Origin of the sequence: Maribacter arenosus (assembly GCF_014610845.1) — a bacterium.
GTDB lineage: Bacteria > Bacteroidota > Bacteroidia > Flavobacteriales > Flavobacteriaceae > Maribacter_A > Maribacter_A arenosus.
Genome location: NZ_JABTCG010000005.1, coordinates 411,456 through 427,653 on the forward strand (window position 1 = coordinate 411,456; position 16,198 = coordinate 427,653).

At 40.6% G+C, this 16,198-nt stretch carries 12 protein-coding genes; 3 read left to right on the plus strand and 9 right to left on the minus strand.

Translation table 11 applies throughout. The annotated features are described in order from the left end of the window. Positions 1-100 precede the first annotated feature (100 nt). Entirely contained in the window at positions 101-2,608 is a 2,508-nt protein-coding gene (locus HPE63_RS15635) for a fasciclin domain-containing protein (protein WP_223198188.1), read from the plus strand. A gap of 356 nt (positions 2,609-2,964) precedes the next feature. On the opposite strand, the gene yidC is transcribed toward HPE63_RS15635, so the two are convergent. The 7 genes from yidC to guaA form a co-directional block, all read right to left on the minus strand. Then, the gene (gene yidC / locus HPE63_RS15640) at positions 2,965-4,821 is read right to left on the minus strand and encodes a membrane protein insertase YidC (RefSeq protein ID WP_188315220.1); all 1,857 of its coding nucleotides are present in this window, start codon (positions 4,819-4,821) and stop codon (positions 2,965-2,967) included. A gap of 76 nt (positions 4,822-4,897) precedes the next feature. Beyond that, positions 4,898-6,535 (minus strand): CTP synthase, encoded by a 1,638-nt coding sequence (locus HPE63_RS15645; RefSeq protein WP_188315221.1) that lies wholly within the window; start codon positions 6,533-6,535, stop codon positions 4,898-4,900. A 63-nt stretch (positions 6,536-6,598) separates the two neighbouring features. Next, a complete protein-coding gene (locus HPE63_RS15650; protein ID WP_188315222.1) occupies positions 6,599-6,832 on the minus strand; it encodes a DUF3820 family protein in 234 nt (77 codons plus the stop codon). A gap of 92 nt (positions 6,833-6,924) precedes the next feature. Next, entirely contained in the window at positions 6,925-7,452 is a 528-nt protein-coding gene (locus HPE63_RS15655; RefSeq protein WP_223198189.1) for a DUF922 domain-containing protein, read from the minus strand. Then, a complete protein-coding gene (locus HPE63_RS15660) occupies positions 7,440-7,844 on the minus strand; it encodes an OsmC family protein (RefSeq protein ID WP_188315223.1) in 405 nt (134 codons plus the stop codon). The genes HPE63_RS15655 and HPE63_RS15660 overlap by 13 nt, the downstream gene beginning before the upstream one ends. A gap of 5 nt (positions 7,845-7,849) precedes the next feature. Next, the gene (locus tag HPE63_RS15665; protein ID WP_223198190.1) at positions 7,850-10,042 is read right to left on the minus strand and encodes a LysM peptidoglycan-binding domain-containing protein; all 2,193 of its coding nucleotides are present in this window, start codon (positions 10,040-10,042) and stop codon (positions 7,850-7,852) included. A gap of 2 nt (positions 10,043-10,044) precedes the next feature. Continuing rightward, positions 10,045-11,577: a glutamine-hydrolyzing GMP synthase gene (gene guaA, locus HPE63_RS15670; RefSeq protein ID WP_188315225.1), complete on the minus strand. Its 1,533-nt coding sequence runs from the start codon at positions 11,575-11,577 to the stop codon at positions 10,045-10,047. A 270-nt stretch (positions 11,578-11,847) separates the two neighbouring features. Here guaA and HPE63_RS15675 point away from each other — a divergent pair, with 270 nt between their 5' ends. Together HPE63_RS15675 and HPE63_RS15680 are read left to right on the plus strand one after the other, a co-directional pair. Continuing rightward, complete coding sequence (locus tag HPE63_RS15675; RefSeq protein ID WP_188315226.1) at positions 11,848-12,228, plus strand: hypothetical protein; 381 nt, start codon at positions 11,848-11,850, stop codon at positions 12,226-12,228. Positions 12,229-12,548: 320 nt separating this feature from the next. Continuing rightward, positions 12,549-13,091 (plus strand): pyridoxamine 5'-phosphate oxidase family protein, encoded by a 543-nt coding sequence (locus HPE63_RS15680; RefSeq protein ID WP_188315227.1) that lies wholly within the window; start codon positions 12,549-12,551, stop codon positions 13,089-13,091. 8 nt (positions 13,092-13,099) lie between these two features. Here HPE63_RS15680 and HPE63_RS15685 read toward each other — a convergent pair whose 3' ends face one another. After that, a complete protein-coding gene (locus HPE63_RS15685) occupies positions 13,100-14,470 on the minus strand; it encodes a pyridoxal phosphate-dependent decarboxylase family protein (RefSeq protein ID WP_188315228.1) in 1,371 nt (456 codons plus the stop codon). A gap of 57 nt (positions 14,471-14,527) precedes the next feature. Beyond that, positions 14,528-16,129, minus strand: coding sequence for a bacillithiol biosynthesis cysteine-adding enzyme BshC (bshC, locus tag HPE63_RS15690; protein WP_188315229.1), 1,602 nt, complete (start codon positions 16,127-16,129; stop codon positions 14,528-14,530). Between the last annotated feature and the right edge of the window lie 69 nt (positions 16,130-16,198).

Genomic DNA, 16,198 nt, shown 5'->3' on the forward strand with positions numbered 1-16,198 from the left:
AACTTTTTATAATTAACGCTAAACAAGACGCAACTTTTTGTATTATTGTTTATCTATTTATAGAATAAGTTAAACAATTTAATTACTAAAAACACCCACTATGAAAAATGTATTACAACTCCGAAGATTTTTTTTCTTGGCGTTACTATCATTGTTCGTGCTATCCTGTGACAAGGATGAGAATGATGGACCAGCCAAGGAAAACGAAGAAATGAACATCGTACAAACAGCGGTAGGTCAAGACGCCTTAAGCTCTTTGGTGGCTGCTTTAACCAAAGCAGACGAAAAGGATGGAACCGATTTAGTACAAACCCTAAGTGGTGATGGTCCATTTACGGTTTTTGCCCCAACCAACGAAGCCTTTACAGCGCTCTTAGGTGCTTTGGACGGTTTTGATTCCCTTGAGGATTTTGATACCGATGAGGAAAAAGACCTTTTAGCAACTATTCTTACCTATCATGTTGTTGCAGGGGTGGCCGCTAAATCCACTGACTTAAGCAATGGGCAAAGTATAGCTACCGTGCAAGGGGAAGATGTTTCCATTAATTTAGAAGGTGGTGTTTTTATTCAAGATGCTACGGAAACCGATGCCACTGTTGTCATGGCCGATGTAATGGCAAGTAATGGTGTAGTGCATGTCATAAATAAAGTACTTCTACCTCAAGCAATTATAGATGCATTAAATGGGGAGGAAGAAGAGGAAGAGGAACTAGGGACCCTTGTGGATATCGTTGTTGAAGCTGAAAGCCTTTCAATTTTGGAAGCTGCCGTACTTAAAGCGGATTTGGCAGGAACGTTAAGTAGCGAAGGTCCATTTACAGTATTTGCCCCAAGTGACGATGCCTTCATTGCCCTATTGGATATTTTGGGCGATGATTACAACGGTTTGGATGATTTTGATACCGAGGAAGAAATGATGTTGTTGAAAGATATACTTCTTTATCACGTGATTCCAGCGGAAGTGAAAGCTGCCGACCTTGCGGAGGGATCAGTCGCAACCGCATTTAGCGAAAATTCCATCCATGTTATAGCCTCCGGGGAAACTTTCGTCATAGGGGATGCATCTGATGTAGATGCCAATATAACCGGTACGGACATTATGGCTTCCAACGGGGTAGCCCATACGATAGATAAGGTTTTATTACCTCAAGCGGCCATAGACTTTGTAACAGCGATGAGTTTAAAGACCATTGTTGAAATTGCAGTTGAGACCGATGATTTGAGCCTTTTAGTAGGCGCTTTACAACAAGCGAACGCCGGTTTGGTCGAAACCTTAAATGGTGAAGGTCCGTTTACTGTATTCGCTCCTACCAATGCCGCTTTTGTTGCCTTATTGGATGCCCTTGGGGATGACTACCATAGCTTGGCCGATTTTGACACCCAAGATGAGAAAGATCTTTTGGTGAAGGTATTGACGTATCACGTTGTTGCCGGTGCTGCTGCCTTCTCAACAGACCTTAGCGATGGCCAGATGATTGAAACTGTACAAGGGGAAAGTGTTGGTGTAAATATCAAAGACGGAATGGTTCATATTGTAGATGCGACCGACTCGAATGCAACGGTTGTCCTAGCGGATGTCGAAGCGAGTAACGGCGTGGTGCACGTAATCAATAAAGTCTTAGTACCCCAAGAGGTATTGGATATGCTAACGGCTTCCAGCTTAAAGACCATTGTAGAAATTGCAGTCGAGACCGATGATTTAAGCCTTTTAGTGGGCGCTTTACAACAAGCGAACGCCGGTTTGGTAGAAACGTTAAGCGGCGATGGACCATTTACGGTTTTTGCGCCGACCAACGAGGCTTTCGTAGCTTTATTGGATGCCCTAGGGGATGACTACCATAGTTTGGCCGATTTTGACACCCAAGAGGAAAAAGACCTTTTGGTCAAGGTATTGACCTACCATGTAGTTGCTGGTGCTGCCGCTTTCTCAACCGATTTGAGTGATGGCCAGATGATTGAAACTTTTCAAGGTGAAAAAGTCGGAATCAGTATTATGGGAGGTATGGTCTATATAGACGATGCTACAGCTCACAATGCAAAAGTGGTATTAGCCGATGTAGAAGCGAGTAATGGGGTGGTTCATGTGATCAACAAGGTCTTGTTGCCCCAAGAAGTATTGGATATATTGAATCCACCAGTACCCAACATCGTGGAAACGGCACAGAGTGTAGATGATTTAAGTCTATTGGTTGACGCCTTGATCCAAGCAGATGCCGGATTGGTCGAAGCCCTAAGTGGTGAGGGTCCGTTTACTGTTTTTGCCCCAACGAATGCCGCTTTTGAAGATTTATTGGCCCTCATACCCAATTGCGGATCTATTGCTGATTTTGATACTGAGGAAGAAAAGGCGCTATTGGCGAAGATCTTGACCTATCATGTTGTGGCAGGAGCAGCGGTAGCTTCCGGAGACCTTAGTGACCATCAAGAAATTGTAACATTACAAGGAGAATCAGTATTTGCAATTATTGATCACGGTGTGGCAATTAGGGACAAAACACATACTGATGCCAATGTAGTTGGCGCCGATGTCGTAACCAGCAATGGCATTGTACATGTTATTGATAAAGTATTATTATCCCAAGAAGTTTTAACACTTCTAGGTCATTAAGTCAGGTATAGTTTAGTTTGTGATTTATTGGTTGTTTATGAACTTCCTTGTTTAAATTCGAAAATCATTCGGGTTTGAGCTTGGAAGTTTTTTTTGGTATATAACCTCTTATTGTATCACCTTCGAAATCCACAAACATCATCACCGATACTTTTAGCATACAAAATCGGACGCTTTACAACTTTTAATTCGTAAACGAACTATTTAATCACATCTTTGAAGTCCCAAATCTTACCAAACTAAATCTATTTAATGCTAAAAGCCCCGACGTTTTCGTCAGGGCTTTTTGGTTTATATTCTGCTTTGACTAAGCTCAGTGGAATTGGATAAAAATGGTATTATTCTAAGCTCTGTGCCTATCTTTTTCCCGTTTTTTTCTGTTCTTCTGCCTGCTCCATCATTTCGCGCATCTTTCGCTGGAATTTATTCTCCTTCTTGGGTTTCTGTTTATTCACCTGTATCTGTGCGTGTATCTTTTCATCGTCCAAGATGAACTTCTTAATGGCCAACATTATGAATATGGTAATCAAGTTTGATACAAAATAGTACAAACTCAAGCCACTGGCATAGTTGTTAAAGAAGAACAACATCATAAATGGCATTAAGTACATGATGAACTTCATATTGGGCATACCCGGTTGCTGCGGCATATTCTGTCCTGTGGTCATCATCATATAGAAGAAAATAGCTACCGATGCCAATATGGGGAATAAACTAATATGATCTCCATAGAAAGGAATTGAAAATCCTTCAGGAAATTGATAGATAGTATCGAAGGAAGATAGATCATCTGCCCACAGGAACGACTTTTGACGTAATGCAAAAGAGGTTGGGAAAAACATGAACAGGGCATAGAATATCGGCATTTGCAAAAATGCGGGGATACAACCACTCATAGGACTAACCCCAGCCTTATTGTAGAGCTTCATGGTCTCTTGCTGCTTTTTCATGGCATTATCCTTGTACTTTTCACCCAACTCGGTAATCTCAGGTTTTAAGACCTTCATTTTCGCTTGGGACAGGTATGACTTATACGTAACCGGCGACATAGCCAGGCGCACCAAAATAGTCATGATCACAATGGCGATACCTGCTGGCAAAAGTGAACTCAGCCAAGAATAAAACGGGGTAAACATATAACGGTTGATCCAACCGAAAATACCCCATCCAAAAGGAATCGAATCTGCAAGTCCCAATTCTTTATACTCATCCAATACATCAACATCCGTGGGACCGTAGTACCAAAACAGATTCTGGGAAAGTTCCCCTCCATTCATCTCCAATTCCACTTTTGAATTGTATTCCTTGGTAAACCCAAATGTTCTACTTTCCTCTTCCACTAAATTAATAGAAGACAATTCAGCCTTTTTAAAGGTCTCTTTAGTGGCCAAGATCGAGCTAAAAAAGTGTTGTCGATACGATAACCATTTTACATCAGTTTCGATTTCCTCATCATCACTACCTTCAGAGAGTTTACTTATTTTATCGTCTTCATGGTTATACGTTAACCGTGTATATCTATTTTCATATTGGATACTTTTGGAATGACGGATTCCTTTTAATCCCCACTCCAATTGTATAGGACTACTATTTATTATCCCATTCAGCCCTTGGGACCGTATGGTGAAATCAACCAAATAATCATTCGGTTTCATTTCGTACCGATATTCCAAATATTTATCCGGCGCTACCTTCGCCTTCATTGAAAGGACTTGGTTGTTGCCATTATTTTCCATAGAAGGCTCAAAGAAAAGATCTTTGGTATTCAGCACCCTATTATCCGAAGTAGAAAAATTCAGCCCAAAAGAAGCATTCCCATCCTTTACCAAATACACTGGAATTGAATCATAGGTCACGAAATCCCGCATTTTAGCCTCAACGATTTGTCCACCTTTGTTACTTATTTTCAAAGTGACCAATTCATTTTCGAGAGTAGTGACCCCATCGGAAGGTGCGGTATAACCAAATGCTCCTATGGTATTTTTATAATTGGCGACTAAAGTAGAATCCTGGAGGTCTATGGCTGCGGGTGCTTCTTCTGTTATTTTGGGTGTTTCATCCTTTTTCGACGCTTCCTCAACCTGTTCCTGTTTGGCTTTTTGGGCTTCCAGTTCTTCTGGCGTAGGTCTGTTTTGGTAAAACATGAATATGAGTATCCCAAAAATCAGCACGAAGCCAATGATAGAATTAATGTCTATTTTCTTTTCTTCCATTTAAAATTGAATTTAGACCCGCCCGTAAATCGTGAAGGTCTTAAACTGTCAGCAAATATATGCCCAAATGTGCAGTTTATGCCATAGTGGCATTAGTTTGTTCTTTTTTGTGGTTTAATGCCGCTTTAACCAACCCTACGAATAACGGATGTGGATTTGCTACGGTACTTTTATATTCAGGATGATACTGTACGCCAATAAACCACGGATGGTCGGGCAACTCAACAATCTCGACCAAACCTGTTTCCTTATTGACTCCTGAAGTCAATAACCCAGCATTTTCAAATTGTTCCTTGTACTCATTGTTGAATTCATAGCGATGACGGTGGCGTTCGGAAATATCATCGGTTCCGTTATAAATTTGATGTACCAAGGACCCTTTCTTTAAATGACAATCCCACGCGCCTAAACGCATGGTACCCCCTTTATTGGTTATGGTCTTTTGTTCTTCCATTAAACTGATCACAGGATCTGGCGTGCTACCATCCATTTCCGTGGAATTGGCTTTGGTAAGTCCCAGCACATTGCGGGCATATTCAATAACCGCCATTTGCATTCCTAAACAGATCCCTAAAAACGGAATGTTGTTTTCTCGCGCATATCGTACCGCTTCGATTTTACCTTCGATACCCCGTTCCCCAAATCCTGGTGCAACCAAAATTCCGTCGAGTCCATGTAATTTTTTCTCTATATTTTTCTTGGTGATATGTTCTGAATGGATAAATCGCACGTTCACACGGACCTCATTACTTGCCCCTGCATGAATAAAGGACTCCAATATGGATTTATAAGAATCCTGCAACTCTACATATTTACCAACCAAACCGATGGTCACCTCGTGTTTGGGGTTCTTATGACGGTACAGAAACTCATCCCACTGTATTAAATCCGGGGCCGTAGTATCGGGCAATGCCAATTTTTTTAAGGCCACAGTATCCAGACCTTCCTCTTGCATAAGAATTGGCACATCATAAATGGTTGAGGCGTCAATGGATTGGATTACCGCTTCACGCCGCACATTGCAGAAAAGGGCTAGTTTGTTTTTTATTTCGTCCGAAAGTTCATGTTCTGTTCTACAAACCAAGATATCCGCTTTGATCCCGCTCTCCATCAAGGTTTTTACCGAATGCTGTGTGGGTTTTGTTTTAAGTTCCCCTGCAGCCGACAGATAAGGCACCAACGTTAAGTGCACCACAATAGCGTTATTGTCACCCAACTCCCATAACAATTGCCGTACAGCTTCTATATAGGGTAGGGATTCAATATCCCCTACGGTTCCACCGATTTCGGTAATTACGATATCATATTCACCGCTATTCCCAAGAATCTGTACGCGTTCTTTAATTTCATTGGTGATATGGGGTACCACCTGAACCGTTTTTCCTAAAAACTCCCCACGACGTTCTTTCTCTATGACACTCTGATAAATTCTTCCCGTGGTTACGTTATTGGCTTGGGAGGTCTTAACATTCAAAAAACGCTCATAATGTCCTAGATCCAAATCGGTCTCTGCCCCATCATCGGTCACATAACATTCCCCATGCTCATAAGGGTTTAATGTTCCAGGATCGACATTGATGTAGGGATCCAATTTTTGAATGGTTGTTTTGTAACCTCTAGCTTGCAGTAATTTAGCTAGGGATGCGGCAATAATCCCTTTTCCAAGGGAAGAGGTAACCCCACCGGTTACAAAAATATATTTGGTTTGTGACATGAAGCGTTCGATTGAGTTCGTAACGCAAGCAAAAATACAAATTGCATTAAGAAATCGTAGGGATTACCTAGGAAATTCTTTCTGAATTTTACGAACAAGGGGTTCCAAACCATTGATTTTAATCTCTAACATAGACCTCAGCAAATCACCTAGCTTTCCATCGGGAAATCCTTTTTGGCGAAACCATACCAAATAAGGCTCAGGAAGGTCTACTAAATAACGGTTTTTAAACTTCCCTATAGGCATTTTATAATGGGCAAGCTCAATAAGTTTTTTATAATCAGGTTTGATCTCCATTATATTTTTAAAGTATTTCAATTTCAACAAGATCACTAGTAATTACCCATGGTTACGAATTGAAAGCGTAAAGGTAACTAGGCCAAATACAATCATTTTTTTAATGCCGTCTCGATTTTAGCATTCCAAAGCAATTGTTGCTCCATATCCCTGGAAAAATTGGTCTGGTTGTCATAAAGGTCTTGAAATGCTTCCAATTCCTCAAGTATTTCACGATATATAGACTTTACCTCGGCCTTGACATTTTGGGTAAATGTACCCGTCCCCAATCGCTCCCGCATCCTACGGGCAAAAAGCTCTGAGATATCAAAATGCAATTGCTCATGGCTTAAGATCAAGGAATCGCATAGTTGGGGTTGATACCAAGATTTATTGGGATAGAAAAAGGTACTTACCTCATAATCGATTACCATCTTATCCCTCGTTCCACTGGTTGAGAATTGATACGTAATACCACTGGCCGTAGTCGCAGCAGCTCTTGCATTTTTGGGGGCTTTGTCTTTAAAATCTTCCCAAGTCAGTTTGCGATCTTCACTCCATGCAATGGTTTCATACTCCTCCTGGGCGTTTAAAGCGCCCATGCCCACCAAAAAAAACAGTAAATACTTTATTGAATCCAATGGAATGAGATGACTTTTTCTATATCGGGATGCAAACTATAAAGAACTGGACAGGTTTTTGCCGTATGCTCTAAAATTTTACGATGCTTACTTGATATGTTGCTTGGCAAACTAAGTTTCACCTCTATTTTGCAAATTCTTCTTGGATCAGCCGCCATATGTTTAGTGACCTCCGCTGTTGTATCGATCAAATCGATATCCATATCCCTAGCCTTTATTCCCATCATGGTAATCATACAACTGGCTAGTCCCGTGGCTACAGTATCGGTAGGGGAAAATGCCTGTCCTAATCCATTATTATCAACAGGGGCATCGGTAATAAAAGAATCTCCGGAACGTAAATGCTCACAGGTAGTCCGTAAATTTCCAGTATATGTAACTCTTGAGGTCATACCCATTATTTAAGTGCTTGAACGACCCTTAGACTATCGATCGTCATAATATAGGAAGCCTGGTTAAAATAACCGGAGCTCATATCCTTTTCATATGAGAATTTATTCCCAGCGTACTCGGTTTCCCCAATAATTTTTGACACATCCATCAAATTATTCTTATACGCCAATTTTAAAAGCAGATCATAGGTTAAATCAAAACCACGGACCGCATAACGATCGGGCTCATCCCCAAAGCGTTTACTATATGCTTTAATAAACCCACTATTTTCCGCTTCTCGGTAGACGGATGGATATGTAAAATGAAGATTGGATAAATGGGTACTAGATATGATATCATTATCGAAGGCACTATTTTTATTCGTGGTGAACATACGTACGTCAATTTTTTGTGTACTGGTCTCTGGATTCAATAGCGAAGCCTTAAAAGCGTTTAAAATGGAAACTATGCTCGCTATCAGCTTAAAATTCCCGGTTTCCACAAATACCCAATTTTCCACATCCTCGGATAATAATGTGGCCAATTTATCCCTATTGATCCCGATATTCTTTTCTTCCTCTTTGACCTCAAGAATCTTGGCCTTTGGAAATTTTTCCAAAATCAAGGCCTTGGTAGCTTGACTTTTTTCATCGGCGATGATTATTATATTCTCATCGGTCAATTTTTCTTCGACATAAGAAAGCATTCTGTCACGCAACACGTCTTCAGACGTATAGGAAAAAAATACATTGCCAAGGCTTAAATCACTTTTGGCAGGTATAGGGGCTATCACAGGCACCTCGTATTGGGCGGCACGTACGGCCACTTCCTTTAGTGAGGGGAGATCCAATGGACCAACAATGGCACTTACATTAGCCAAATTCTCATCCGATAGTATTTTCTTCGTCCTTGAAAGATCCAATTGATTGTCATAAGTCTTAACATCAACCGAAATACCCAATTTTGCAATGGAATCTATAGCTATCAAGGCCCCTGAATAAAGCCCTAAACTATACTTCAAACTATTTCTGTCCTCGATGTTCTCCATTACGGATTCCTTATTCTTAAGGTCTAAACGATCCAATCGAAATGGAAATAGGAACACTAGTTTTGGGCGGTTGATCGGATTGATACTATCCAAAAGATTTATCTTATCAAGAACCAAAGAATTCCGTACCTCAAAATTACCCGTTTGGTTTTTGGGCAGCTTTAAAACCATCCCGGCTTTCAAGCCTTCCCTTAAATCTGGATTCAAGTCCAATAATTCTTTATACGTAATCCCCAATTTTCGAGTCAATGAAAATTCGGTCTGTTTGGGTTTTACCTCATAAAAAATAAAATTGTCGGTATTTACCTCACCAGGATCTACCCTTATAACTGGAATTCGAATGACCATCCCTTCTTTCAATCCACCGCGTTCCGCGATCTCCGGATTCAACCTTACGATTTCATCTGATTTAACATTGAACTGTTTTTCTAAACGGTAGAAATTCATTTTGGCCGGCACCGTATAAGACTGGTACAACTGGGTTTCCTGTCCCTTAAGCGTACTGCCCGGAGGTTTTGGCATTCTGAGTTCCTGGCCTTGGGCCAAATAATTGGTTACTTTCGAAAGCCCCGGGTTCAATACCAACATACTATCGATGGTAATCCCATATTTATGGGCGATACTCCATCGTGTCTCTTTAGGTGCCACCGTATAAATTTCATAGTCGTCTTCATTGATGGGGTTCTCCTCGGGCTTTACCCTTCTGAATTTGGGGATTCTAAGTTTCATACCCTTTTTAAGCTGGGACGAGTATAATTCAGAATTGTACTTTTTTATCTCATCCTCACTGATATGATACCGTTGTGATATACCATAAAGCGTTTCCCGTTTTCGAACTTTATGGTTGGTAAAACCTATAGGCTCTTCCTGCACGGGTTCCTTCTTTTCGAAAAGGGTTTGGTTATTTTCCACTTTGGGATCAACGCTGATCACAGAAACCTTTGCTCCCAAAGGAATCACCAAAACAGTATTGGGTCGAATGGCTTCACCTTGCTTGATTTCCTTGTTGTAGGATAGGATCGAATAAGGCGTAACCTTATACTGTTTGGAAATACTTTCCAAAGTTTCCCCTTCCTTTACCGCATGGGTAGTGAATTTTTGCGCCATTACCGTGCTGCTTAACATAACAAAAAGCAGCAACACTAAACTATTCTTGAAAAATTGATCCATATCTATTCCCATTCTATGGTAGCCGGGGGTTTAGAACTAATATCATAAACCACTCTGTTTACGCCCGGCACCTTGTTTATTATACTGTTGGACGTTTTTTGTAAAAACGCGTAGGGCAAATCTACCCAATCAGCGGTCATACCGTCGGTACTTTCTACCGCACGTAAAACTACACATTTTTCATATGTTCTTTCATCACCCATTACCCCTACACTATTTACGGGTAAAAGCATGGCTCCGGCCTGCCAAACTTTATCATAAAGGCCCCATTCCCTTAATCCATTGATGAAAATAGCATCTACTTCTTGCAAAATAGCTACCTTTTCACGGGTTATATCCCCAAGAATACGAATGGCCAATCCAGGTCCAGGAAATGGATGCCGACCCAGTCGTTCATCATCGATATGCAAACTTGCCCCGACTCTTCGTACCTCATCCTTAAACAACATTTTAAGCGGTTCCACTACATTCAATTTCATAAAATCAGGTAATCCCCCAACATTATGATGGCTCTTTATGGTGGCTGATGGCCCTCCTGTAACCGAAACGGATTCAATGACATCAGGATATATGGTGCCTTGCGCCAACCATTTTGCATCCTCGACCAAATGTGACTCATCATCAAAAACGTCGATAAAGACCTTGCCAATGATCTTACGTTTTTTTTCAGGATCGCTAACTCCAGCCAATGCATCCAAAAAGCGTGCCGAAGCGTCGACCCCTTTCACATTCAGCCCCATATGTTGGTATTGGTCCAACACATCCTGGAACTCATTTTTACGAAGCAGGCCATTGTTCACGAAAATACAATGCAAATGCTTACCGATGGCCTTGTGCAATAGAACGGCAGCAACGGTGGAATCTACGCCACCCGACAATCCTAGAATCACTTTATCATCACCGATTTTTTCCTTTAGCGCCGCCACAGTAGTTTCCACGAAAGCATCAGGGGTCCAGGATTGTTTTAATCCGGCAATATGGACCAGGAAATTTTCCAATATTAATTTTCCTTGGGTAGTATGATATACCTCAGGATGGAATTGGATAGCATAGGTATCCTCACCCTCTATTCTATAAGCCGCATTTTCAACATCACCCGTACTCGCCATAATCACGGCCCCTTCCGGCAATTTTTGTATAGTGTCACTATGGCTCATCCAAACCTGTGTACCATCCGTGATTTCGTAAAAGAAACGTTCATCGTTCTTTATATTTGTCAACCGGGCACGGCCATACTCCCTTGTATTCGATGGTGCTACCAGACCTCCATGGAAATGGGCCAAATATTGGGCCCCATAACAAACACCCAAAAGTGGTATCTTCCCTTTTATCTGGGAAAGGTCGGGATGCGGTGCATCCTCAGATCGGACAGAAAATGGTGACCCAGAAAGAATTACGGCCTTATAGACCGACATATCCTGAGGTACTTTGTTATAGGGCTTAATTTCACAGAAAATATTCAGTTCCCGCACCCTCCTAGCGATGAGTTGCGTATACTGGGAACCAAAATCTAGTATTAGGACGTTGTTTTGCATGGGCAAAAATAGTAAAATGCAAAAACCAAGAAAGCTTCTTAAGAGGATATTTATCCAACAAAACAAAAACTTATAAACAAGAATAAGGCATATCGCCCATAGTGGGTAATTCCAATTTTAAAGCTGGCTAGGAATTAAAATGTAAAAAGTTAGGTTTTGCCTTATATACCCCTCCTATTTCTTTTCTTTTTTAGAGGGGTTTTCAGAGAAAATCGCTATTTTTATAAAACGAACTAATCGCTATTAATTTTAAACATAAAACCACATAATATGCAGACAGAAGCAGTATATTCAAGTGATCTTACCTTTAATTTGGAAATTTGGAAAAGGGAGTTGAAGTTCCATAAGTCAGAATTGGTTTTGTTTCAAAAGAAACTGGAGGAAATTGCCGGAAGGGAAGATATTGAAAAGTCGTCGTACGAACTGGAGAGCTTTCAGAATAGAATAATGATCGAGCGTGATGCGATTACGAAATTATTACATCGTTGCCGTGCCAAATTAGGTAATCTTCACAGTGCCGATCATTACAAAAATATAGATGGTCAGCTACAATATGAAAAACGCTCGTTATATGAAGATTTGAGGCACTATATAAAATTGCATTACGAGTTTAAGGAAAATATCATGGATTTCTTTCTGAAGTGGTTGTAAAATAGTCCCACTTTAAACGACCTTAATAAAAATAAAAAAGCCTCGACCCTACATCGAGGCTTTTTAAATCAAAATCAAAAAACCAACCTAACACATGAACGAATTGATTATTAAACTAAATTTTCCAATTCATAGCAATTTGTATATATAACAACCAACTATTAAAATACCCTACCTTTTTTTTAATTAATTCTTTTTTTTAAACAGTGAACCACAATTCCTTGGCAAACATCCCCTTTGGTTTGTGTATTCTATATCGATTAACCCCTTTGCATGTTCATTTTTATTATCTTTATCTGGCACATTACAATTGAAACTAAATGGAGAGTTTTTTTGATGAAATAAAATTGGAATTACAAAATGGTGCCTTGGAAAAAAGGCATCCCTTCCATTATTTTACCATCGCCACTTTAGGTGTTGATAAATTTGCCAGATTAAGACTTGTTGCCCTGAGAAATGTTTCTGAAGATTTAAAATTGACCTTTTTTACGGACAAGCGTTCAAAAAAAGTACTTCACATTAAAGAGAATCCTCGAGTGACTCTCTTATTCTACCATCCGACCAAACTTCTGCAATTGCGTATAGAGGCCATGGCACGTATTAATTCTGACCAATTCCAAATTCAAAAAACTTGGGAAGGGATAGGGGCCGAAGAGAAAAAAGACTATCTGACCAAGGAAGCTCCCGGTACAACCATTACCAGCCCAGATTCATTGGAATACTTAAAAGAAGGCGACTTCTTTTCTATTGTGGACATTGAACCTTTTCGAATAGAATACTTAAAACTAAATAGGAAGGGTCATATCAAAATCAAATTTTATAAGAAAAATCAGGATTGGTCAAAAGAGTTCCTGGTTCCTTAAAATCATTTTCACTCCATCGATGCCAAGATTGCAACAATATCCTCGATAGTCGTATCCGGGTTGATAAAACAAAACCGGGCAACCGTTTCCGATATTCCTTTTGATTTCCATTTAGTGGGTGTTACTAGGGCAAAACCTTCATCATGGTTCTTGTACGACCATTTCTTATAATCTTCAGGGGCCCATCCTTTACGCCGAAAAAGCACGCAGGACAAGCTTGGTTCCCGAATCAATTCAAGGTCATTATGATCTTCGATAAGTTCCCCAGCCAAATTCGCCAATTTTATACCCTCCTCCACGGCCCATTTATATTTATCAGTACCGTGCATGGCCAAAGAAAACCACAACGGAAGCCCTCTTAACCTACGCGTCAACTGTATTTGATAATCTGATGGGTTAAAACCATCTGCTCCTTCATCCTTGAAAATCTCCAGATAAGAACCTTCTTGGGAATGGGCCTCTTTGGCCAATTCTGGGTTTTTATAAATAACCGCCCCACAATCATATGGGGAAAAAAGCCATTTATGAGGGTCGATGGTGATACTATCCGCTTTTTCGATTCCATGGAACAAATGCCTTACATTATCTACGGCCAAGGCACCACCACCATAGGCGGCATCTACATGAAACCAAAGATTTTCCTCGACACATACATCGGCGATGCCATCCAGATCATCAATGATGCCGGCATTGGTTGTACCACCTGTTGCCACTACGGCAAATAATCGTTTACGTTGGTTGGCATCCAATCCTAGGATTTTCTCCTTGAGCGCTTCTGCAGTCATCAAATCCTCAGTCTCAACCAACAGCACATCGGCATCTATGACCTTTGCCATGGCTTTAATTGAAGAATGGGCTCCCTCAGATGTAATTATCAGGGCCTTTACATTGATGTTTTCAGGATTTTTTCGCCAATTTTCCCGTGCAGTCACCATGGCCGAAAGATTTGCCGCAGTACCACCACTTGTAAATACCCCAAATGCCCCATTGGGCAATCCAGTTAGGGAGACCAACCACTTCATGGCCTCATTCTCGCAGAAGATACCACCTGCCCCTTCCATCCAATATGCGCCATGAATACTAGAGGCCGAAGTAACCAAATCGAACATAATGGCCGCTCGCGTAGGCGATGCTGGAACAAATGCAAGATGTCGGGGATGATCTATAGGTACCGTGGCCTTGACCAATACATCCCTAAAAAGACGAAATGCGTTTTCACCCCCAATACCTTTAGCCGTTATTGTCTCTCCGACCAATTGACGAAGTTCTTCCTCCTTTTTTGGTTTCCCCAGTTCGGGTGTTGAATTCGTAATTCGATTGATCGCATATTTCATGACGTCCAAGGTCATTTCTACCAACTCAATATCAATATTGTGCATCAAATAAAGTTTGTACAAAAATACGGGAATGTGGTGGAAGAACCCCTAAAATTTCCCCTAATGGCGCAGAATGGCAAAATCAATTTTCAGGGGATCAAGATCCTTCATAAGTATAGGGATCAACCCCTCGCCATACTCCAAATACAATTCTGAAAAATTGAGATGTCTTTCCTGTAGCGATTGCCCCGGAAATAATTCATTCTGCAATGAGGTCATTCGTTCTACATGGTCCTTCAACTTGCGCTTTTGCGCTTTAAGCAACCGATTTTCCAAGGCATCCAGACCTTTTAATTGCTTTACTTCCTGCGCCTTTACAGCACCCAGAAAAGAGGCATCGGTTTGGGAGGCAATCTCATACATCCCCTTAAACTGCTCTTTCAATGTATCTTTCTGTGGCGAAAAATCGATATTAATATTGGAAATTTCCCTGATTTTTTTATTGATAAAATGATTTCTACTCAAAAAAAGATCGGCCACCGATATGTCCATTTTATCTAATTTCTTTTGTTGTTTAACAGTCAGTACGAGCGCTGAATTCCGGGGTAATAAAATAGGAAAAGTAACGTCCATGGCTTCAAATGCCGACCTTAACTCCAGCCAATAGGCCAATTCCCCACCACCCCCTATATAGCACAAGTTGGGAAGGATGATTTCTTGATACAAAGGGCGGGTAATAACATTGGGGGAAAATCGTTCAGGGTGATTCTCAAGTTCTTTTGATAACTCTTCCCGGTTGAATTGAATATCGGTATTAAAAACCTGGAATTTATCCTTCGTCTGAACGATGCGTTCCCTAAGGGGTCCCTTTATATAAAAGTAGTTGATCTCCCGTGGATTTACCTGAATACCATAGGATTCGGGAAGCTGTTTTAATTTGGATATGGTTTCAGAAACGTTTTTGAATGTAACCTTGTCAAGAATATCCCTTTTGACATAAGGTGCCAATAACCTTTTTAAACGCTCATTATCACCATCGACAATGACAAGACCGTACGGACCAAAGAGCTCATTGGCAAGATATCGGGTTGCTTCGGCCAAGGTGGAATGCTCCAAATAAGCCTTTCTAAATAGATCCTTTAACGCGTCAGCATTGGTGCCCCCTCCCAATTCCTTGGCGAATGTCCCATAAATACCCTTAAGGTCCTTGGTGCCCAATCGTCCAACGGCTCCAGTTGCTTCCTTATTCCACTGAATTTTTTTATTCTTGAAATTGAAGAAGTTGATTTCTTCAAAATCATGATCTTCTGTGGCCATCCAATAAATAGGCACGAAGTTGAACCTGGGATACGCTTTCTTAAGGGCAATAGTCAGATTAATGGTAGATATTATCTTGTAGAGAAAATATAAAGGTCCCGTGAATAGATTAAGTTGATGTCCTGTAACGACCGTAAATGTGATGGGCTCTTTAAGTTGTATAAGATGCTCCCTGGTGCTTTTGGAAATTGGGACTCCTTTATATTGTTCCTGAAGTGCATCATATAATATCGAACGATTAGCTTCTGGATAATTGGCCAACTTTTCTTCTATCTGTTCCTTAAAGCCTTCAATACTTGGAAAGCGATTGTAAAAAGGCCTTAACTCTTCCTTATCATCAATATAATCACAAAATAGATCGGAAAAATATCCGGTTTGCTTAAAGGGTAAACAGTCAATATCCATATAAATCTAAAATATCCAGGTAAATATAAAACTCTTGGATTTTGTTGTTCCTAAAAATACGTTAATTAC

Bases quoted from the DNA above. Each gene is read 5' to 3' on its own strand.
- HPE63_RS15635 (WP_223198188.1), top strand. From the start codon at position 101: ATGAAAAATGTATTACAACTCCGAAGATTTTTTTTCTTGGCGTTACTA.
- yidC (WP_188315220.1), bottom strand. From the start codon at position 4,821: ATGGAAGAAAAGAAAATAGACATTAATTCTATCATTGGCTTCGTGCTG.
- HPE63_RS15645 (WP_188315221.1), bottom strand. From the start codon at position 6,535: ATGTCACAAACCAAATATATTTTTGTAACCGGTGGGGTTACCTCTTCC.
- HPE63_RS15650 (WP_188315222.1), bottom strand. From the start codon at position 6,832: ATGGAGATCAAACCTGATTATAAAAAACTTATTGAGCTTGCCCATTAT.
- HPE63_RS15660 (WP_188315223.1), bottom strand. From the start codon at position 7,844: ATGACCTCAAGAGTTACATATACTGGAAATTTACGGACTACCTGTGAG.
- HPE63_RS15665 (WP_223198190.1), bottom strand. From the start codon at position 10,042: ATGGATCAATTTTTCAAGAATAGTTTAGTGTTGCTGCTTTTTGTTATG.
- guaA (WP_188315225.1), bottom strand. From the start codon at position 11,577: ATGCAAAACAACGTCCTAATACTAGATTTTGGTTCCCAGTATACGCAA.
- HPE63_RS15675 (WP_188315226.1), top strand. From the start codon at position 11,848: ATGCAGACAGAAGCAGTATATTCAAGTGATCTTACCTTTAATTTGGAA.
- HPE63_RS15680 (WP_188315227.1), top strand. From the start codon at position 12,549: ATGGAGAGTTTTTTTGATGAAATAAAATTGGAATTACAAAATGGTGCC.
- HPE63_RS15685 (WP_188315228.1), bottom strand. From the start codon at position 14,470: ATGCACAATATTGATATTGAGTTGGTAGAAATGACCTTGGACGTCATG.
- bshC (WP_188315229.1), bottom strand. From the start codon at position 16,129: ATGGATATTGACTGTTTACCCTTTAAGCAAACCGGATATTTTTCCGAT.